The sequence below is a fragment of the Kitasatospora sp. NPDC028961 genome, from assembly GCF_055564815.1.
Window position 1 is genome coordinate 154328 of record NZ_JBVHVO010000003.1, and the last position, 19346, is coordinate 173673.

At 72.6% G+C, this 19346-nt stretch carries 16 protein-coding genes; all 16 read right to left on the reverse strand.

Annotated features, from left to right (window positions below; genetic code table 11):
• Positions 1-110: 110 nt before the first annotated feature.
• The 16 genes from ACZ4UX_RS08160 to rsmH all read right to left on the reverse strand — a co-directional run bounded on the left by ACZ4UX_RS08160 (position 111) and on the right by rsmH (position 18907).
• A complete protein-coding gene (locus tag ACZ4UX_RS08160) occupies positions 111-1442 on the reverse strand; it encodes a DivIVA domain-containing protein (protein ID WP_352287132.1) in 1332 nt (443 codons plus the stop codon).
• Between the two features lie 59 nt (positions 1443-1501).
• Complete coding sequence (locus ACZ4UX_RS08165; RefSeq protein WP_148645520.1) at positions 1502-1783, reverse strand: YggT family protein; 282 nt, start codon at positions 1781-1783, stop codon at positions 1502-1504.
• Between the two features lie 93 nt (positions 1784-1876).
• Positions 1877-2476 (reverse strand): cell division protein SepF, encoded by a 600-nt coding sequence (locus ACZ4UX_RS08170; RefSeq protein ID WP_329487250.1) that lies wholly within the window; start codon positions 2474-2476, stop codon positions 1877-1879.
• Between the two features lie 303 nt (positions 2477-2779).
• Positions 2780-3568, reverse strand: coding sequence for a YggS family pyridoxal phosphate-dependent enzyme (locus ACZ4UX_RS08175; protein WP_329487251.1), 789 nt, complete (start codon positions 3566-3568; stop codon positions 2780-2782).
• The gene (gene pgeF, locus ACZ4UX_RS08180) at positions 3565-4299 is read right to left on the reverse strand and encodes a peptidoglycan editing factor PgeF (protein ID WP_380382765.1); all 735 of its coding nucleotides are present in this window, start codon (positions 4297-4299) and stop codon (positions 3565-3567) included. The genes ACZ4UX_RS08175 and pgeF overlap by 4 nt, the downstream gene beginning before the upstream one ends.
• Positions 4300-4302: 3 nt before the next feature.
• On the reverse strand, positions 4303-5514 hold the full coding sequence (gene ftsZ, locus ACZ4UX_RS08185) for a cell division protein FtsZ (protein WP_329487253.1): 1212 nt from the start codon (positions 5512-5514) through the stop codon (positions 4303-4305).
• 364 nt (positions 5515-5878) lie between these two features.
• Complete coding sequence (locus tag ACZ4UX_RS08190) at positions 5879-6685, reverse strand: cell division protein FtsQ/DivIB (RefSeq protein WP_465706067.1); 807 nt, start codon at positions 6683-6685, stop codon at positions 5879-5881.
• Complete coding sequence (murG, locus tag ACZ4UX_RS08195; protein WP_329487255.1) at positions 6678-7784, reverse strand: undecaprenyldiphospho-muramoylpentapeptide beta-N-acetylglucosaminyltransferase; 1107 nt, start codon at positions 7782-7784, stop codon at positions 6678-6680. Before murG ends, ACZ4UX_RS08190 begins: the two co-directional genes overlap by 8 nt.
• A 6-nt stretch (positions 7785-7790) precedes the next feature.
• A complete protein-coding gene (gene ftsW, locus ACZ4UX_RS08200) occupies positions 7791-9179 on the reverse strand; it encodes a putative lipid II flippase FtsW (RefSeq protein ID WP_465706068.1) in 1389 nt (462 codons plus the stop codon).
• A gap of 249 nt (positions 9180-9428) precedes the next feature.
• On the reverse strand, positions 9429-10862 hold the full coding sequence (gene murD, locus ACZ4UX_RS08205) for a UDP-N-acetylmuramoyl-L-alanine--D-glutamate ligase (protein WP_465706069.1): 1434 nt from the start codon (positions 10860-10862) through the stop codon (positions 9429-9431).
• Positions 10859-11920, reverse strand: coding sequence for a phospho-N-acetylmuramoyl-pentapeptide-transferase (gene mraY, locus ACZ4UX_RS08210; protein ID WP_329487257.1), 1062 nt, complete (start codon positions 11918-11920; stop codon positions 10859-10861). Before mraY ends, murD begins: the two co-directional genes overlap by 4 nt.
• Positions 11920-13323: a UDP-N-acetylmuramoyl-tripeptide--D-alanyl-D-alanine ligase gene (locus ACZ4UX_RS08215; RefSeq protein WP_329487258.1), complete on the reverse strand. Its 1404-nt coding sequence runs from the start codon at positions 13321-13323 to the stop codon at positions 11920-11922. Before ACZ4UX_RS08215 ends, mraY begins: the two co-directional genes overlap by 1 nt.
• Positions 13320-14972 (reverse strand): UDP-N-acetylmuramoyl-L-alanyl-D-glutamate--2,6-diaminopimelate ligase, encoded by a 1653-nt coding sequence (locus ACZ4UX_RS08220; RefSeq protein ID WP_465706070.1) that lies wholly within the window; start codon positions 14970-14972, stop codon positions 13320-13322. The genes ACZ4UX_RS08215 and ACZ4UX_RS08220 overlap by 4 nt, the downstream gene beginning before the upstream one ends.
• A 6-nt stretch (positions 14973-14978) precedes the next feature.
• Positions 14979-17294, reverse strand: a complete 2316-nt coding sequence (locus ACZ4UX_RS08225) for a peptidoglycan D,D-transpeptidase FtsI family protein (RefSeq protein WP_465706071.1) — start codon at positions 17292-17294, stop codon at positions 14979-14981.
• Positions 17291-17884, reverse strand: a complete 594-nt coding sequence (ftsL, locus tag ACZ4UX_RS08230; RefSeq protein ID WP_329487261.1) for a cell division protein FtsL — start codon at positions 17882-17884, stop codon at positions 17291-17293. Before ftsL ends, ACZ4UX_RS08225 begins: the two co-directional genes overlap by 4 nt.
• Positions 17885-17932: 48 nt before the next feature.
• Positions 17933-18907, reverse strand: a complete 975-nt coding sequence (gene rsmH / locus ACZ4UX_RS08235) for a 16S rRNA (cytosine(1402)-N(4))-methyltransferase RsmH (protein WP_465706072.1) — start codon at positions 18905-18907, stop codon at positions 17933-17935.
• Positions 18908-19346 lie beyond the last annotated feature (439 nt).

Here is a 19346-nt window from a genome sequence, read left to right on the forward strand (position 1 = left end):
CCGGCGCCCGGTCGCACCGGCGCTCACCCGGGCGGGCACACCGACGAGGGCGCCCCCGTCATGACCCGGAAGTCACGGCAGGGGCGCCCTCGAAATGCCTGGCTACAACCTCAGTTGTCGCCGTCCTCGTCGATCAGGAAACCGCGCATCGGCGCCGGCGCCTGCTGCATCGGCTGCGGCGGCTGCGGGCGGACGGCGGCCATCGGCTGCGTCATCCCGGCCGGCTGCATCTGCGGGGCACCGGAGTTGCCACCGGAGGACTGCCCGCCGAAGCTCGGCGCACCGTTGTTGCCGCCGAAGGAGCTCTGGCCGCCGAACGAGGGCTGGTTCCCGCCGAAGGACGGCTGGTTGCCACCGAAGCTCGGAGCACCACCGCTCATCGCGGACGCACCGGCCGGAGCCATCGACGACGCGGCCGGCGGCAGCGAGGCGGTGGCCGGGATGCGCGGCGGAGCGAGCGAGTCGTCCGCCTGCGACTCCAGCTGGCGCAGCTGGGTCTCCAGGTAGGACTTCAGACGCGTGCGGTACTCACGCTCGAACGCCCGCAGGTCCTCGACCTTGCGCTCCAGCGTGGCCCGCGCGGACTCCAGGGAGCCCATCGCGACGCGGTGCTTCTCCTGTGCGTCCCGCTCCAGGGCGTCGGCCTTGGCACGGGCGTCGCGCTCCAGACCCTCGGCCCGGCTGCGCGCCTCGCCGACGATCTTGTTGGCCTCGGAACGGGCCTCCGAGATCGCCTGGTCCGCGGTCTGCTGGGCGAGCGCCAGCACGCGGGCCGCGCTGTCGCCGCCGGGGCCCTGCTGCTGCTGCATCGGAGCGCCCATCGGGCCGCCCATCTGCTGCGGCTGGCCCATCGGGCCGCCCATCTGCTGCATCTGCTGCTGGCCCATGCCCTGGCCCATCGGGTTGCCCATCTGCTGCGGGCCACCCGGACCGCCCATGGGCTGGAGCATCTGACCGCCCATCGGCTGCACCAGCTGCTGCTGGCCGCCCATGGTCTGGTTCATCTGCTGCTGCTGGCCGCCCATCGGGCCGCCCTGGCCGGACGGGAGCTGCGGGGCACCGGACGGCAGGCCGAGGGGCTGGTTGCCCATCTGCTGCTGCTGCGGGCCGCCCATCTGCTGCGGACCGCCGGGGCCGCCCATCTGCTGCGGGCCGGGGCCCTGCTGCTGCCCGGGGACCGGCGGGCCGGATATGGCGGCCGGCACCGGGGCGCCGGGACGCGAGTCCTGCGGCGGCTCCTTGCGCATGTTGGCCTGGTTCTGCGCGGCGGCACGGGTCGCGGCGGCCAGCTTGGCGCGCAGGTCCTCGTTCTCGCGGAGGAGGCGGGTCAGCTCCGCCTCGACCTCGTCGAGGAAGGCATCGACCTCGTCCTCGTCATAGCCTTCGCGCAGGCGGACGGTCGTGAACTGCTTGTTCCGAACGTCCTCGGGGGTCAATGGCATCTCTTCACCTCAACGTGATCGTCGGCACACCGGCATCCTGTCGCATCGCTCACCTACGACTAGGGCCGCACAAGCGAGATCAGGACATACACAATGATCATCAGTACGAAGAAGGACAGGTCGAGCGCCACGCCCCCGAGACGCAACGGCGGAATGAACCGCCGAAGAAGCTTGAGCGGCGGATCCGTGACAGTGTACGTGGCCTCCAGGACCAGGACCATGGCCTTGCCGGGCCGCCACGAACGTGCGAACTGGAAGACCCAGTCCATCACCAGCCGCACAAGCAGGAACACCAGGAAGACGGTCAGCGCGTAATAGAGCACCGCCCACACGATCCCCATCGCGCTTCCCTCTCCCCGGTTCTCGGCCCTTCGGCCGTGCCGCCTGTCACTAACTCACTGTCGATCAGATCCACACGTAAAGTCGTGGCCGGGTCAGCTCTGGTTGAAGAACCCACCCTCGGCGATCCGAGCCTTGTCCTCCGCCGTGACATCGACGTTAGCAGGCGACAGCAGGAACACCTTCTGTGTCACGCGCTCGATACTGCCGTGCAGACCGAAGACGAGTCCAGCGGCGAAGTCTACGAGCCGCTTGGCATCGGTGTCGTCCATCTCGGTGAGATTCATGATCACCGGGGTCCCGCCACGGAACTGTTCCCCGATCGTACGGGCCTCGTTGTAGGTCCGGGGGTGCAGCGTGGTGATGCGGTAGGGCTCTCGTTCGTTCACTACCTTGGGCATGATCACCGGGGCGCTCTTCTCCAGGTTGTGGCGGCGTTCGGGTGTGATGGACGACACTGGGGCCATCCTCGGGGTCTCCTGGCGGATCGGGACCGCGGCCGGCACCGGCTGCGGCGTGATCGAGGAGACCGGGGCGGGTGCCGCGGCGGGCCGGGGGATGTCCTCCGTCCGCCCCGTTCGGATCGGCTCGGGGTCCGCGTCGTAGTCGTCGTCGGGGTCGTACCCCTGGCCGTCGTACGTCTCGTCCTCCACGAGGCCGAGGTAGACCGCCATCTTGCGCATTGCGCCGGCCATGCTCCTGTCTCCTCCGCTCATGCCCACCTCGCTGTCCGCTCGGTGGTCGCTTCGCGAACGCGCGCCTCTCGATGGTCGCTCGCCCTGCCCGCTCCGTGGTGGACCGGCTCCGTACCGACGGCCGGGCCGTCCGGCCCCGGCTGCGGATTCCGCGGTCCGCCCACGACGAGCCGACGGGCCGACGGCCGGTCAGAACTCGTGGGTGGGGGCCGCGGAGCTACGATCCACGGTTCGCCAGCGCTCTGGAAAGCTGCTAGCTTCTGTCCTATTTTGTCCTGCAGTCTGATCTACTACCCGGTGACGTTACCCGAGGGGTGACCGCACTCCGAGTACCGCCGTTCCGACGCGCACGTGTGTCGCCCCGGCGGCAACGGCCTGCTCCAGGTCACCGCTCATTCCTGCGGAAACCATGGTGGCAGCAGGATGGGCCGCCCGTACGGCGGTTGCGATTTCCGTCAACCGCTCGAAGGCCCGGGCCGGATCGCCGGCGAGCGGACCGGAGAGCGGAGCGACGGTCATCACACCGTCCAGTCGCAGCCCGGGCGCGTCGGCGATCGCGTCGGCCAGCGCCTCGACCTCCGACGGGGTCGCCCCGGCCCGGCCCTCGCCCTCGCCGTGCTCCTTCTCCAGCGCGACCTGCACCAGGCAGCCCAGCTCGGGCCGCTCGGCCTTGAGCACCGCCGCGGAGAGCGACTCCACCAGCCGCGGCCGGTCCACCGAGTGCACGTGGTTCGCGTACCGGACCACCGAGCGGACCTTGTTGGTCTGCAGCTGGCCGACGAAGTGCCAGTCCAGCGGAAGGTTTCTGCACTGCTCCGCCTTGGGCGCCGCGTCCTGGTCGCGGTTCTCCGCGACGTCGGTGACGCCCAGTGCGGCCAGCAGTGCGCTGTCCTGCGCCGGGTAGGTCTTGGTGACGACGATCAGCCGCACCTCGTCACGCGCCCGCCCCGCGGCCGCGCAGGCGTCGGCGATCCGGCGTTCGACCACGTCGAGGTTGGTCCCGAGTTCCTCGTACCGGGCCCGCTGGCCCGGCGTCAGGGCGGCGAGGAAATCCGCACCGCCCGGGAACGGTCCGTAGATGTCGTTCGTCATGAGTGATCAGAGCCCAACCAGACGTAGCTCGCGAGCCGGCCCGTGCGCTGCTCGCGGCGATAGGAGTAGTGATCGGCGGATTCGAGGGTGCAGACCGATGATCGCACCAACTCGGTGACGCCCGCAGCGGTCAGCTGCGCCGCCACTCCCTCCGGCACGTCCAGGGCCGGGGTGCCCCAGGAGGTCTCGGCGTGCGCGGCCGGCACCAGCCGGGCCACCTCCGCACGCAGTTCCGCCGGCACCTCGTAGCAGCGGCCGCAGACCGCGGGCCCGGTCGCGGCGGTGATCCGCCCCGGCTCGGCGCCCAGCTCCACCATCGCCCGGACCGCCGCCGGCACCACCCCGGCCGCGAGGCCGGGCCGGCCCGCGTGGGCCGCGCCCACCACGCCCGCCACCGGATCGGCCAGCAGGACGGGCGTGCAGTCCGCGGTCAGCACCGCCAGCGCCAGCGGCCGGTCGGTGACCACCGCGTCGACGGTCGGCGCCTCCCCCGCGGACTGGCGCCGCGTCACCACGGCCACCTCCGCGCCGTGGACCTGGTTCATCCAGACCACGTCCGCCGGGTCGAGGCCCAGCGCGCCGGCCGCGATCGCCCGGTTGCGCCGGACGGCGGCCGGGTCGTCCCCCACCGCGCCGCCGAGGTTCAGCTCCCCGTACGGCGAAGTGCTCACCCCGCCCCACCGGTCGGTGAAGGCGAAGTGAGCACCGTTGCGTACTGCGTGATCGACCACTGCTTACTTCAGGAAGTCCGGCACGTCGAGCTCCTCGGCGGGGCTCTCCACGTACGGCTGGCGGGCCGGCTGCACCTGCGGCGGCACCGGAGCGGCGGTCGTGGTGGCCGGGCTCTCCGTCGAACGCGCCGGGGCGTCGCCCTCGGAGCGGGCCGTCACCGACCCGATGCTCCCGTACGAGGGCCGGGTCGCCGGACGCTCGGGGGCGGCCGGCGGCGGCGTGGCCGGGGTGGCCTTGACCACCGGGTCGCGGACGATCGCCGGGGGCTGGCCGCCGTCGAAGCCGGCCGCGATCACGGTGACCCGCACCTCGTCGCCGAGCGCGTCGTCGATCACCGCACCGAAGATGATGTTGGCCTCGGGGTGCGCGGCCTCGCTGACCAGCTGGGCGGACTCGTTGATCTCGAACAGACCGAGGTCGGAGCCGCCGGAGATGGAGAGCAGCACGCCGCGGGCGCCGTCGATCGAAGCCTCCAGCAGCGGCGAGGAGATCGCCATCACGGCGGCCGCCTTGGCGCGGTCCTCGCCCCGGGCCGAACCGATGCCCATGAGCGCCGAACCGGCCTCCGACATGACGGACTTGACGTCCGCGAAGTCGAGGTTGATCAGACCGGGGGTGGTGATCAGATCGGTGATGCCCTGGACGCCGGAGAGCAGCACCTGGTCGGCGGAGCGGAACGCGTCCAGCACGCTGACCTGGCGGTCCGAGATGGACAGCAGGCGGTCGTTGGGGATCACGATGAGGGTGTCGACCTCTTCGCGCAGGCCGGCGATGCCGTCCTCGGCCTGGTTCGCGCGGCGACGGCCCTCGAAGGTGAAGGGGCGGGTGACCACGCCGATGGTCAGCGCGCCGAGCGAGCGGGCGATGTTGGCGACGACCGGCGCGCCGCCCGTGCCGGTACCACCGCCCTCGCCCGCGGTCACGAAGACCATGTCGGCCCCCTTGAGGACCTCCTCGATCTCCTCGCGGTGGTCCTCGGCGGCCTTGCGGCCGACCTCGGGGTTGGCGCCGGCGCCGAGGCCCCGGGTGAGTTCACGGCCCACATCGAGCTTGACGTCGGCGTCGCTCATCAGGAGGGCCTGCGCATCGGTGTTGATCGCGATGAACTCGACGCCCTTGAGACCGACCTCGATCATCCGGTTGATGGCGTTGACACCACCGCCGCCGATGCCGACAACCTTGATGACTGCGAGGTAGTTCTGCGGTGCTGCCACGTCGAAGGCCTCTCGCCTCGAATTTCCGGGTCGGCCGGCCCCCTGTGGGGTGCCGTACCGACGGATGTCGATGGGTAGGGAGCCTGGTTTCTGACTGAATGTCCGAAATGCCGACCGCCGACCCCAACCCTAAACTTGACGTTTAGGGTTAGTGCTGTGCCTCCGTCACATCACCAGGAAGCACAGTCTGGTGACACAGGACACTAGGTGGCCCCGGGCACGTGTTTCAACGAACACGCCGAGCTTCCCTTTTTCTTTTGAGCCTATGTGATCATCAACCAGCTTATGAAACCGGGGTGACCACCAAGGGTCGGGCCGTCACCGAAAGGCGTCAACCCCTCCCCCAGGGAGAGAACCTACCGGATCATCCCGACACCGCCGGCGCGTCCGGCGCACTGACGTCGAAGTTCGTACCCTTCTGACTCATCAGTGCCACCAGCACCCGGGCTTTTCGATCGATCTGGTCCGGACTCCCCCAGCGGACCGTGGCACCCCCGCTGAGCTGCAGCTGGATGTCGTCGTAGGAGTGCACCAGCACCGCCCCGGCCCGCTGCCGGACCTCGGCGGGCAGCCCGGCGGCGACCGCCACCGCCCCCTGGACCAACTGCGGACGGGAAATCACCCCGGCCGCGTCGTTCGCCTGCTGACTGAGCCGCAGTTCGACCACCGGCACTCCGGCCGGGGCGGCGTCCTCGGTGGCGAAGCTCACGCCACCTGCGTCCACCTGGGTGAATCTGCCGTCGTCCCCCTTGACGGCGGCCACCGCGGTGCGCTGGGTGATCTTCACCCGCAGGGTGTGCGGCCAGCCCCGCCAGACCTCGGCCCGGGCCACCCGCGGGATCGCCTCCACCCGCCGGGTGGCGGCGTCCAGGTCGACCCGGGCCAGCGGGCCGGCGCCGACCGTGCCGATCGCCGCGCGGACCTGGTCGACCGTCAGCCGGTCGTCCTGCACCCCCTGCACCGCGACGCTGCGCACGTCCAGGGCCGAGGAGAGGAAGACCAGCCAGGCCAGCCCGCCCAGCACCGAGGCGCCGAGCGCGGCCAGCACCACGATGCCCCGCCGGGAGAGCCGGAGCCGGGGCGAGTACTCCTCGTCCCCGAACTCCACCTCCTCCCGCGGGTACCCCCGGCCGGAGGCCGGGGGTTGATCGGCGGGCCGACCGTCAGCCACGGCGGCGGCCACCCCTGGCGGCCTCGATCGCTTCGTAGACCATGCCGACCAGCAGGTCGTCGGCGTCCCGGCGGCCGAACTCGGCGGCGGCCCGGCTCATGTCCCAGAGCCGCTGCGGGTCGGTGAGCACCGGCAGGACGTTCTGCAGGACCCACTCCGGGGTCAGTTCCGCGTCGTCGACCAGCAGCCCGCCGCCGGCCTTGACCATCGGCTGGGCGTTCAGCCGCTGCTCGCCGTTGCCGATCGGCAGCGGGACGAAGGCGGCCGGCAGGCCCACCGCCGCCAGCTCGGCCACCGTCATGGCGCCGGCCCGGCAGAGCATCAGGTCGGCGGCGGCGTACGCGAGGTCCATCCGGTCCACGTACGGCACCGCGCGGTAGGGCGGCATCCCGGGGATGTCGTCCACCTGCGGCAGCTCGTTCTTCGGCCCGACCGCGTGCAGGATCTGCACGCCGTACTGCTGGAGCCGGGGCGCGATGGCGGTGACGGTCTCGTTGAGCCGGCGGGCGCCCTGCGAGCCGCCGGAGACCAGCAGCGTGGGCAGCCGCTGGTCGAGGCCGAAGTAGTGCCGGGCCTCCGGCCGGGCCGCGTTGCGGTCCAGGGTGGCGATGGTCCGGCGCAGCGGGATGCCGATGTACCGGGAGTCGCGCAGCTTGCTGTCCGGCGTGGAGACGGCGACGAAGTCGCTGTACCGGGCACCGATCTTGTTGGCCAGGCCGGGCCGGGCGTTGGCCTCGTGGACCACGATCGGCACCCCGGCCCGCTTGGCGGCCAGGTAGGCCGGCATCGCGACGTAGCCGCCGAAGCCGACCACGACATCCGCCTTGACCCGCTCGATGATCTCCTGGGCGGCCCGGACGGTGCCGCGCAGCCGGCCCGGGACGGTGATCAGCTCGGGGGTGGGCTTGCGGGGCAGCGGAACGGCCGGGATCAGCTCCAGGTGGTAGCCCCGCTCGGGCACCAGCCGGGTCTCCAGGCCGCGCTCGGTGCCCAGGGCGGTGATCCCGATGGACGGGTCGTGCCTGCGGAGGGCGTCCGCGAGGGCGAGGGCCGGCTCGATGTGACCGGCGGTCCCCCCGCCGGCGAGTACGACATGCACCGAAATTCACCGCTCCCTGCGTGCCGGCACCGGGGCCGGGCGCGCTGTGGTTCGTCGTCGTGGCAGCACCCGGGCCAGTCGTCTCCTGACCCGGGAGTTCTTGCTCCGGGCGGCCAGGGCCGCCTTCGCGCCCGAGGTGCTGCGCGCGAGGCACAGCAGCACACCGATCACGGACATGGCCGACAGCATGGCGGAACCGCCGTAGGAGAACAGCGGGAGCGGGACGCCCGCGATGGGCAGCAGTCCCAGTGCCGACCCCAGGTTGATCACGGCCTGCGCCATGATCCACGTGGTGGCGGCCCCCGCGGCGTACCTGACGAAGGGGTCCTTCGTACCGATGGCCACACGGATACCCGCGTAGCCTAGTGCCGCGAAGAGACCGATCACCGACAGCGTCCCCACCAGACCGAGTTCCTCGCCCGTCGTGGCGAAGATGAAGTCGGTGTGCGCCTCCGGGAGCTGGCCCCATTTCTCGACGCCGGCGCCGAGGCCGGAACCGAACAGACCGCCCAGTCCGAACGAGTACACCCCGTGCAGCGCCTGGAAGCACGCGCCGGCCGGGTCGAGCTTGGTCACCCCGATGCAGGAGAGCCGTTCGGCCCGGTGCGGGACGGTGACCACCAGGGCGGTGCAGACCACGACGGCGACGCCGAGGGTGGCGACGAACAGCCGCATCGGGGCGCCGACCATCCAGAGCAGGCCGAACAGCATGGCGACCAGGATCATCGAGGTGCCCATGTCGCCGCCGAGCATGATCATCGCGAGCAGCAGCAGCGCGCCCGGCACCAGCGGGACCAGCAGGTGCTTCCACTGGTCGAGGGTGCCGGTCCGCTGCTTGCGGGCGAGCAGGTCGGCCCCCCAGAGCACCAGCGCGAGCTTGGCGAACTCGGACGGCTGGAACTGGAAGAAGCCCAGATCCAGCCAGTTCCGGTTGCCGTTGACCTCCACCCCGACCCCGGGGATCGCGACCAGCGCGAGCGCACCGATCACGCCGAACATCACGGGGTAGACGATCACCCGGAGCACCGCCACCGGGACCAGCGCGAAGCCGACCAGCAGCGAGAAGCCGAGCAGCACCGCGACCAGCTGCTTGAAGAAGTAGAACTGGGTGGACCGGTGCTGGCCCAGCGCGAGGATCTGCGAGGCCGAGAAGACCATCATCAGGCCGAGCACCACGAGCAGCAGCGTCGCGCCGATGATCAGCAGATAGGGCGTGAGCGGCCGGTCCAGGGTGTACCGCAGACGGGCCCGGAAGGCCTGCAGACGGGCCAACGGGCCGGCCGACTTGTAGGCGGTCGTGGTGGCCGAGAGCACCCGCCACGGATCGCCGGAGCCCTTTCCCGGCGTACCGGAACCGCCCTCCCTGCCCTGCCCCGCCACCACGCTGCCCCTCATTCTCTGTGGCTCGGCTCGCCTCCGGGCCGCTTTGACCCGGCGCCGACGGTCGGCGCTCCAACACCCCTCGTTCCTCGGGGTGTCCTCGCTTCTCCCTTTCGGCACCGGCGCGGCCCTTCGGCTCGCTCGCCCGTGCACTGGCCGGCGGGCCGAGTCGGACGTCCGGGCGAACGGGCCGGCCGCGCACGGGTCGCCGAGCCGAGCCTGACGTCATTCACCCGGGCCCGGGCGCCGGACTCGGCCGTGCCGTCAGCTGTCCGCGAGCTCCCGGACCGCCGCGGCGAAGAGGTCGCCGCGCTCGCCGTAGTTGGTGAACATGTCCATCGAGGCGCAGGCCGGGGCCAGCAGCACCGTGTCACCCGATCGGGCGAGTGACGCGGCCGTACGGACCACCTCGGTCATCGCCACCGCGCCAGTCTGGCCCTCGGCCGCCTCGATCACCGGGACATCCGGCGCGTGTCGCGCCAGCGCGTCCCGGATCACCCCGCGGTCCTCGCCGATCAGCACCACGGCGCGCAGCCGCTCGGCCGCGCCCTGGACCAGGTCGTCGAACGCGGCGCCCTTGGCCAGCCCGCCGGCGATCCAGACCACCGGCCGGTACGCGGCCAGCGAGGCCGCGGCGGCATGGGTGTTGGTGGCCTTGGAGTCGTCGATGTAGGTGACCCCGGCGACCACGCCGACCTCGGCGATCCGGTGGGCGTCCGGGCGGAAGGCCCGCAGCCCCTCCCGGACGGCCGCGGCGTCCACCCCGTACGCCCGGGCGAGGGCGGCGGCGGCGAGCGCGTTGGCGATGTTGTGCGGGGCCGGCGGGTGGACGTCGGCGACCGAGCCCAGCTCGGCGGCGTTCTTGTCCCGGTCCGGCACGAAGGCGCGGTCCACCAGCAGGCCGTCGACGACACCGAGGTTCGACAGGCCGGGCGAGCCGAGGCCGAAGCCGATCGCCCGGCAGCCCTCCTCGACGTCGGCCTCGCGGACCAGCGCCTCGGTGGCCGGGTCGGCCAGGTTGTACACGCAGGCGACGACGTTGCCCTCGTAGATCCGGCCCTTGTCGGCGGCGTACGCCTCCATCGAGCCGTGCCAGTCGAGGTGGTCGGGTGCCAGGTTGAGCACGGCCGCCGCGTACGGGCGCAGCGAGGGCGCCCAGTGCAGCTGGTAGCTGGAGAGCTCGACGGCGAGCACGTCGTACAGCTCCTCGGCGAGCACCGCGTCCAGCACCGAGACCCCGACGTTGCCGACGGCGGCGGTGCGCCGGCCGGCGGCGGTGAGGATCGAGGCGAGCATCTGGACGGTGGTGGTCTTGCCGTTGGTGCCGGTGACGGCCAGCCAGGGGGCCGGCTCGCCGGTGGACGCCAGCGGCGCGCGCAGGCGCCAGGCCAGTTCGACGTCGCCCCAGACCTCGACGCCGGCCGCCTCGGCGGCGGCGAACAGCGGGCTGCTGGGCGGCCAGCCCGGCGAGGTGACGACCAGCCGGGTGCCCTCGGGCAGGCTGTCGCCGTCGCCGAGGCGGACGGTGACGCCCAGTGCCCGCAGCTCGGCGGCGCGGGCCTCCAGGCCCGGGCCGGAGCCGCCGTCCACGACCGTGACCAGCGCGCCGAGGCCGTGCAGCACCCGGGCGGCGCTGATGCCGGAGACGCCCAGGCCGGCGACGGCGACCGGCAGTCCGGTCCACACCGGTCCGGTCATCCCGTCACCCATCCCGCGTAGAAGAGGCCGAGACCGACGGCCACGCAGAGGCCCTGGATGATCCAGAACCGGACCACGATCAGGACTTCGGTCCAGCCCTTGAGTTCGAAGTGGTGCTGCAGCGGGGCCATCTTGAAGACCCGCTTGCCGGTCATCCGGAAGGAGCCGACCTGGATGATCACCGAGAGGGTGATGATCACGTAGAGGCCGCCGAGCAGCGCGAGCAGCAGCTCGGTGCGCGAGCAGATCGCCAGACCGGCCAGGGCGCCGCCGAGGGCGAGCGAGCCGGTGTCACCCATGAAGATCTTGGCGGGCGAGGTGTTCCACCAGAGGAAGCCGAAGCAGGAGCCCATCAGGGCGGCGGCGACCACCGCGAGGTCCAGCGGGTCGCGGACGTCGTAGCAGCTGGAGGTGGCCGAGATCGCGTAGGCGCAGCTCTGGCCGTACTCCCAGACGCCGATGAAGGTGTAGGCGCCGAAGACCATCACCGAGGCGCCGGTGGCCAGGCCGTCGAGACCGTCCGTCAGGTTCACGCCGTTCGACATCGCGGCGATCATGAAGTACGCGAAGATGACGAACAGCACCGGGCCGATCGACCAGCCGAAGTCCCGGACGAAGGAGAGGTGCTGGGAGGCCGGGGAGAGCCCGCGGTCGTCGCTGAACTGCAGCGCGAGGATCGCGAAGGCGAGACCCACGAACGACTGGCCGAAGAGCTTGGCCTTGGCCCGCAGGCCGAGCGAACGGCGCTTGACGACCTTGATGTAGTCGTCCAGGAAGCCGACCAGGCCCAGACCGACCGTCAGGAACAGCACCAGCAGACCGGAGGCGGTCGGCGAGTCGCCCGTTATCGCCTTGGTCGCGAAGTAGGCGATCAGCGTCGCCAGGATGAAGGCGATGCCGCCCATGGTGGGCGTGCCCTTCTTGCTGTGGTGCGCCTTGGGGCCGTCGTCGCGGATGTACTGGCCGTAGCCGCGCTTGGCGAGCAGCTTGATCAGGGCCGGGGTCCCGAGCAGCGAGAGGACGAGGCCGATCATGCCGGAGAAGAGGATCTGCTTCATTACTCGGCCGCACCGTCCGCGAGCAGTGCCTCGGCCACCTTCTCGAGCCCCACCGAACGGGAAGCCTTCACCAGGACCACATCCCCCGGCCGAAGCTGACTGCGCAGCAGTTCGACCGCCGCGTCCGCGTCGGACACCAGCACCGACTCCTCACCCCACGAACCTTCGTTCCTAGCGCCCAGTTCCATGCAGGCCGCCTCGCGTCCGCCGACCGCCACCAGCTTGGTGACGTCCAGCCGTACCGCGAGCCGCCCGATGGCGTCGTGCTCGGCCAGGCTGTCCTCGCCGAGCTCCCGCATCTCGCCGAGCACCGCCCAGGTGCGGCGGCGCTCCGGGCCGCGCCCTCCGATCGAGACCAGCGCCCGCAGCGCGGCCCGCATCGAGTCGGGGTTCGCGTTGTAGGCGTCGTTCACGACGGTGAGACCATCGGCCCGGTCGACGACCTCCATGCGCCAGCGGGACAGCGCACCCGCTTCGCTCAGCGCTTCGGCGGTGTCATCGACGGACATCCCGAGCTCCACCGCCACCGCTGCGGCGGCGAGGGCGTTCGAGACGTGGTGCTCACCGTACAGGCGCAGCTGCACGGGTGCGGAACCGGCCGGGGTGGTCAGCGTGAACGATGGCCGTCCGGTGGAGTCCAGGCGAACATCCTGTGCCCGGACGTGCGCCTCGCGGGACTCCCCGAAGTACACCACCCGGGCCCTGGTGCGGGAGGCCATCGCGCGCACCAGCGGGTCGTCGGCGTTGAGGATCGCCGCACCGTCCGCCGGCAGCGCCTCGACCAGCTCGCCCTTCGCCTCGGCGATCGCCTGCTGGGAGCCGAACTCGCCGACGTGGGCGGTGCCGACGTTCAGCACCAGGCCGATCCGCGGCGGGGTGATCGAGGTGAGGTACTCGATGTCGCCCTTGTGCCGGGCACCCATCTCCATCACCAGGTGCCGGGTGCCGGCCTCGACCCGCAGCGCCGTCATCGGGTGCCCGATCTCGTTGTTGAGCGAGCCGGGCGGGTAGACGGTGTCGCCGAGCCGCTGGAGCAGCTGGGCGATCAGGTCCTTGGTGCTGGTCTTGCCGGCCGAGCCGGTCAGCGCGACCACGGTGGTGGATTCGGCGCGGGCCACCACCGCCCGGGCCAGCTTGCCGAGTGCGTCCACCACGCTGTCGACCAGGACGGCGGGCACCCCGACCGGGCGGGCGGCCAGCACCGCGACGGCGCCGGCGGCGACCGCCTTCTCGGCATAGTCGTGGCCGTCCACGTGTTCGCCGGCGAAGGCCGCGAACAGGCAGCCGGGGCGCACCTTGCGGGAGTCGACCTCGACCGGGCCGGTGACCGGGGTGTCGGGGTCGGCGCCGTCCAGGGTGCCTCCGACGGCTGCGGCCACCTCGGCGAGGGTCAGTGCGATCACGGCTGCTCTACTCCTCCGGTGCCCCGGGCGGCCGTGGTCCGCGTGATCGAGTCCCGCAGTACCTCCCGGTCGTCGAAGGGGCGGATCTCGTCTCTTACGTACTGGCCGAGCTCATGGCCCTTGCCGGCCACCAGCACGGTGTCACCGGCCTGGGCGCGGGCCACCGCGAGGTGGACCGCCTCGGCCCGGTCGGGCACGACCAGGACGGCGCCGCGCTCGGCCTCGGGCACCGAGGCGGCGCCCGTGAGCATGCTGGCGAGGATCGCCAACGGGTCCTCGCTGCGCGGGTTGTCGCTGGTCAGCAGGGCGGTGTCGGCGAGCTCGGCGGCGATGGCGCCCATCGGGGCGCGCTTGTGCGGGTCGCGGTCGCCGCCGCAGCCCACCACGACGTGCAGCCGGCCCTTGGTGACCTCGCGCAGCGAGGCGAGGACGGCGCGCAGGGCGTCCGGCTTGTGGGCGTAGTCGACCACCGCGACGAACGGCTGCCCGGCGTCCACCCGCTCCAGCCGGCCCGGCACCCCGGGCACCTCGGCGATCCCGGCGACGACCTGCTCCAGCGGCAGCCCGGCGGTCACCAGCACGGTGATCGCGGCCAGCGCGTTGGCGACGTTGAACGGGCCCGGCAGCGGGACGGACGCGTCGGCCTCGGCGCCGTCCGGGCCGAGCACCCGGAAGGTCGAGCCGATCGGGCCGAGCTGGACGTCCACCGCGCGCCAGTCGGCCTCGGCCGCACCGGTCGCGGAGAACGAGGTGACCGGGATCTTCGCCTCGGCGACCAGCCGGCGCCCGTAGGCGTCGTCCAGGTTGGCCACGCCGAGCCGGGACTTGCCGGGCTGGAAGAGCCGGGCCTTCGCCTGGAAGTAGTCCTCCATGTCCGGGTGGAAGTCGAGGTGCTCCGGCGTGAGGTTGTTGAACAGCGCGACGTCGTAGACGACGCCGTCGGTCCGGCCGAAGACCAGCGCGTGGCTGGAGACCTCCATGGTCACCGCGTCCGCGCCGCGCTCCCCCATCACGCCGAGGATCGCGTGCAGGTCGGTGGCCTCGGGGGTGGTGCGCTCGCTCTTGATCCGCTCGTCGCCGACCCGCATCTCGACGGTGCCGATCACGCCCGGGCTGTGCCCGGCGCCGCGCAGACCGCCCTCGACCAGGTAGGAGGTGGTGGTCTTGCCGTTGGTGCCGGTCAGCCCGATCATCAGCAGCCGGTCGGCGGGGCGGCCGTAGACCGCGGCGGCCAGTTCGCCCATCCGGGCCCGCGGCCGGTCGACCACCAGCGACGGCAGACCGCTGCCGGCCGCCTGCTCGGCACCGGCCGGGTCGGTGAGCAGCGCCACCGCGCCGGCGGCCGCGGCCTGGGCCGCGAAGGCCGCGCCGTGGTGGTTGGCGCCCGGGAAGGCCACGTAGACGTCGCCGGGGCGCACCGCGCGGGAGTCGTGGGTGACGCCGGTGACCGGGCCCCCCTCGACCGGCGCGAGGCCGAGCAGACGGGCCAGCTCGGCGAGCGGCAGGGCCTTCACCCCGGCGGGGCGGGGCGGGCTCACGGTGATTTGATCGGGTTTCGGCACGGCGGGCAGGCTATCCGCCGAAGGGCGTCCAGGGCCAAACCGGGCCCTCGCCGTGCCGTCGTCCCGCCCGGCCCGCTCGTTGCTCATGGTCGATCACGGCTTCCACTCGACGGGCAGGTTGGGTGCCTCGCTGCCGCTCGGCGGCACCTGCAGGGTCTTCAGGGTGAACTCCATCACCTGCTTGAACACCGGACCGCAGAGCTGGCCGCCGAAGTGGCCGTTGACCGGGTCCTGGATCACGCAGGAGACGGTGACCCGGGGCGCGTCGGCCGGCGCGAAGCCGATGAACGAGGCGGTGTACCCGCGGTATCCGCCGGTCTTCGGGTCCACCCGGTTGGCGGTGCCGGTCTTGCCGGCCACCCGGTAGCCGGGGACGGCGGCCTTGCCACCGGTGCCCTGCTCGTCGGTGACGACCGACTCCAGCATCTCGGTGAGCGTCTTCGCGGTCTGCTCGCTGACCACCCGGGTCTGGGCCCCCGGCGCGGCCGGGGTGTACCTGCCGTCCGGCGAGGTGGTGCCCTGGACCACGCTCGGCGCCACGCGCACGCCCCCGTTGGCGATCGTGGAGTAGACCGAGGTGGCCTGGAGGGCGCTGAGGGTCATCGGGCCCTGCCCGAAGGTGATGTTGTACTTCTCCGAGGCCACGAGGTCCTCCGGCTTCTTCAGCTTTCCGGCGGCCTCGCCCGGGAAGCCCAGCCCGGTGGGCTGCGCCACCCCGAACTTGCGCAGGTAGCCGTCGAGCACCCGGTTGGCCTCCGGCTGGTCGGCGCCGAGCGTCTCGAAGGCCTCGATGGTGCCGATGTTGGAGGACTTGGCCAGCACCCCGGCCAGGGTCAGGTACCAGGTGCCGTGGTCGACGTCGTCCTGGAAGTTGACGTCGGCCCGCTGGAGCCGCCCGGGCACCGTCACCTTGGTGTCCCAGGTCGCCTTGCCGCTGTCCAGCACCGCGGCCATCGTCATCAGCTTCGCCGTGCTGCCCGGCTCGTAGGAGTCCTGCAGGGCCGGGTTGCCGAGCTGGGAGGACTTGGCCGTGCTCAGGTCGTTGGGGTTGAAGCCGGGCGAGGTGGCCATCGCCAGGACCTGACCGGTCTTCACGTCCTGGACGACGACGTAGCCCTTCTCCGCCCCGGCGTTGGCGACCTGGTCGGTGATGGCGCGCTGGGCGGCCCACTGGATGTCCCGGTTGACGGTCAGCCGCAGGTCGGTGCCGGGCACGGCCTGGTCCAGCGAACCCCCGGCGGTGGGCACCAGCCGGCCGCCCGCCTGGGCGTAGCTGCTGTGGCCGTCCTTGCCGGCGAGCTGCTTCTGGTACTGCTGCTCCAGGCCGCCGGCGCCCTCGCCCTCGGCGTTGACGAAGCCGACCAGGTTGGAGGCCAGCCCGTCCGAGGGGTAGACGCGCTTCTGGGTGTCCCGGTTGAAGACGCCGGCCAGCGGGTTGGCGCACTCGTTGTCCACCCTGGTCCGGCCGCCCTCCTCGGCCGACTTGGTCAGCAGGCGCTTCTGGGCCACGCAGGCCTTGGAGTTCGCCTGCTTCTCCAGGCCCGACTTGAGGTCGCTGATCTGGTTCTTGACGTCCGGGCTCTGCTGGGCGGCGAGCCGCTTGTAGCGGGTCTTGGGGGTGTGCAGGTCGGCGGCGAGCTTCTCCTTGGACAGGCCGAGGATCGGCGCGAGCAGCGCGGCCGCCTGCTCGGGGGCGTCCGGGACGCCCGCGGCCTCCGGGGTGAACATGGCCGGGTCCGCGGTGATGTCGTAGGCGTCGACGGTGGTGGCGAGGGCGACGCCGTCGGCGGACGTTATCGAGCCGCGCTCGGCGGTGATCGGGATGCTCAGGTAGCGGTTGGTGTTGGCGTCGGCGGCCAGTGCGTCGGAGTCCAGCAGCTGGAGCTGGACGAGGCGGCCGGCGAAGACCGAGAACACCAGGAACAGCGCGACGGTGACCACCCGCAGCCGGCGGCGCGGGTCGGCCAGCCGGATCGCCCTGGCCTGGGGGCGCTGCGGCGGGCGGGACTTCGGGCGCGGGCGGCCGGGCAGCCGGCCCTCCGGGCGGCGCTGGCCCGGGGTGCGGAGCGGTCGGCGGGCGGCCTTGGGGTCGCCGGTCCCGGCCGACTGCGCCCGCGGGGACCGCGGCATGGCCGACTGGGCCTTGACGGACTGGGCCTTCCGGGGTCCTGCTGCCGCCTTCGGCGGCTGGGCCTTCGGGGGCTGCTTCGCCCGGGCGGGCTGCGGCTTGGCGGGCTGCGGCTTGGCCGGCTGCGGCTTGGCGGGCTGCGGCTTCGCGGGCTGCGCCTTGCCGGGCTCGGCCCGGCCGGCCTGGCCGCGCGGGGTCTGCCGCGGGGCGGCGCCCTTGGCGACGAATCGGCGGCCACCGGCGCCGCCGGTCCCGCCGGTGGGCTGTCGGGGCGTGCTCATCGGCCCGCACCTCCGGTCGCGGTCGGCGCCGGCTGGGGCGCGGCCGGCGAACCGGCGGGGGCGGGGGCGGCCGGAGCGGCCGGGTTGATCTGGACGGTGGTGTCACCGCCGGGCGCCGGCGCGGCCGGCGCACCCGGCTGGGCACTCGGCGACGGCTGCTTCCCGGGCCACGGCTCGGCGGTGGACCGTTTCACCGGGGGGCTGTCCTGGGCCGGTCCGGGCGTGCCGAGCACCTTGCCGCCGTTCGGGACGTCCAGGAAGGCCATCCCCCCGGCGGGCACCATGCCCAGCTCGGTGGCCCGGCGGGCGAGCGCGTCCGGTGCGGAGTTCTGGTCGATCTGGTGCTGCAGGCCCTGCTGCTCGTCGGTGAGCACGGTGGTCTGCCGCTGCAGTCTGGACAGCTCGAAGGAGCCCTCGTTGAGGGCGGTGTTCAACGCCAGCAGGCCGAGCAGCCCGGCCGCGAGCAGCACCACGACCAGGACCGCGAACGGTGTCCTCCCCCGTACCGGGCGCCGCCCGGGCCGCACCGTGATCCGCGCCCTGCCGCCCTGCCCGGGGAGCACCGCGCTCCCCGCCCCGCCTCCGGCCACCGGCCCCACGCTGTTCCCTCCGCCCTTCGGACCGCCCCGTGAACCTGGTCAGCCCCGGGTGCTTCGGTCCCTGATCCTCTCCGCCACCCGCAGCCGCACGGGCGCGGCGCGCCGGTTCTCCTCGATCTCCTGCTCGGTGGCCTGCTCGGCACCGCGGGTGATCAGCTTCAGCCAGGGCTGGTGCTCCTCCGGGACGAACGGCAGCCCGGGCGGCGCGGTGGTGGTCGCGCCCGCCGCCAGGTACTGCTTGACCAGGCGGTCCTCCAGCGACTGGTAGGACATCACCACGATCCGCCCGCCCAGCGCCAGCGCGTCCAGGGCGCCCGGGATCGCCCGGTCCAGCACCTCCAGCTCGCCGTTGACCTCGATCCGCAGCGCCTGGAAGGTGCGCTTGGCCGGGTTCCCGCCGGTGCGGCGGGTCGCGGCCGGAATGGCGTTGCGCACCAGATCGACCAGACGCGCGCTGTTGGTGAACGGTTCCTTCTCCCGCTCGCGCAGGATCACCGAGGCGATCTTCCCGGCGAACCGCTCCTCGCCGTACACCTTGAGGATCCGGGCCAGCTGCCCGTGGGTGTAGGTGTTGAGCACCTCGGCCGCGCTGAGGCCCCGGGTCTGGTCCATCCGCATGTCCAGCGGGGCGTCCTGGGAGTAGGCGAAACCGCGCTCGGCCTCGTCCAGCTGCATCGAGGAGACCCCGAGGTCGAACAGGACGCCCTGCACCCGGGGGATCTCCAGGCGCTCCAGCACCTCGGGGATCTCGTCGTAGACGGCGTGCACCAGGGTGGCCCGGTCGCCGAACGGGGCGAGCCGCTCCGCGGAGAGCTTCAGGGCCGCCGGGTCACGGTCCACCGCGACCAGCCGGACCTCCGGGAACTGGGTCAGCAGGGCCTCGCTGTGCCCGCCCAGGCCGAGGGTGGCGTCCACCACCACCGCGCCGGGCTGCGAGATCGCCGGGGCCAGCGCGTCCATGCACCGCTGCAGCATCACGGGGACGTGCTTGGGGGCCGGATCGTTGGTGCTCATGCGCGGTGGCGCCCTTCTTCGGTGCGGAGCAGCCCGACGTCCGGGAGCTCCGACCTATTTTGGCCCACTGTGCGCCGGAGTCGCCGCGTGGGGCGGCGGGTGGCGGCCGCCGGCGGCCGGGACGCGGCCGGTGGTCCCCGCCCGCTCAGGGGGAAGATCGTGACCGCCCGGCGCCGGGGAAGGTGCGCCAGGTGGCACGGGAGCGGGTGGAGGCCACCGGCCGCGTCGGCCGCCGCACCGGCCGGAACCGCCCGGTTGACGGGCGCCGGCGGGTGTGCTTCTCCACTGCGCCGCAACTCTATCGCGGACACCCCGTCAGTCAACGGTCCGCTCCGGCGCACCACCCGGGCGGCGGTACGGATCACCGCAGGTCGCGGCCGTCCGGCGGGCTGCCGGGGGCACCGTCCGGGGGTCGCGCGGCACGGCCGCGCGCCCCGAC

Bases quoted from the DNA above. Each gene is read 5' to 3' on its own strand.
- ACZ4UX_RS08165 (WP_148645520.1), bottom strand. From the start codon at position 1,783: ATGGGGATCGTGTGGGCGGTGCTCTATTACGCGCTGACCGTCTTCCTG.
- ACZ4UX_RS08175 (WP_329487251.1), bottom strand. From the start codon at position 3,568: ATGACGAACGACATCTACGGACCGTTCCCGGGCGGTGCGGATTTCCTC.
- mraY (WP_329487257.1), bottom strand. From the start codon at position 11,920: ATGAAGCAGATCCTCTTCTCCGGCATGATCGGCCTCGTCCTCTCGCTG.
- ACZ4UX_RS08225 (WP_465706071.1), bottom strand. From the start codon at position 17,294: ATGAGCACGCCCCGACAGCCCACCGGCGGGACCGGCGGCGCCGGTGGC.
- rsmH (WP_465706072.1), bottom strand. From the start codon at position 18,907: ATGAGCACCAACGATCCGGCCCCCAAGCACGTCCCCGTGATGCTGCAG.
- ACZ4UX_RS08220 (WP_465706070.1), bottom strand. From the start codon at position 14,972: ATGAGCAACGAGCGGGCCGGGCGGGACGACGGCACGGCGAGGGCCCGG.
- ftsW (WP_465706068.1), bottom strand. From the start codon at position 9,179: ATGAGGGGCAGCGTGGTGGCGGGGCAGGGCAGGGAGGGCGGTTCCGGT.
- ACZ4UX_RS08160 (WP_352287132.1), bottom strand. From the start codon at position 1,442: ATGCCATTGACCCCCGAGGACGTTCGGAACAAGCAGTTCACGACCGTC.
- murD (WP_465706069.1), bottom strand. From the start codon at position 10,862: ATGACCGGACCGGTGTGGACCGGACTGCCGGTCGCCGTCGCCGGCCTG.
- ACZ4UX_RS08170 (WP_329487250.1), bottom strand. From the start codon at position 2,476: ATGGCCGGCGCAATGCGCAAGATGGCGGTCTACCTCGGCCTCGTGGAG.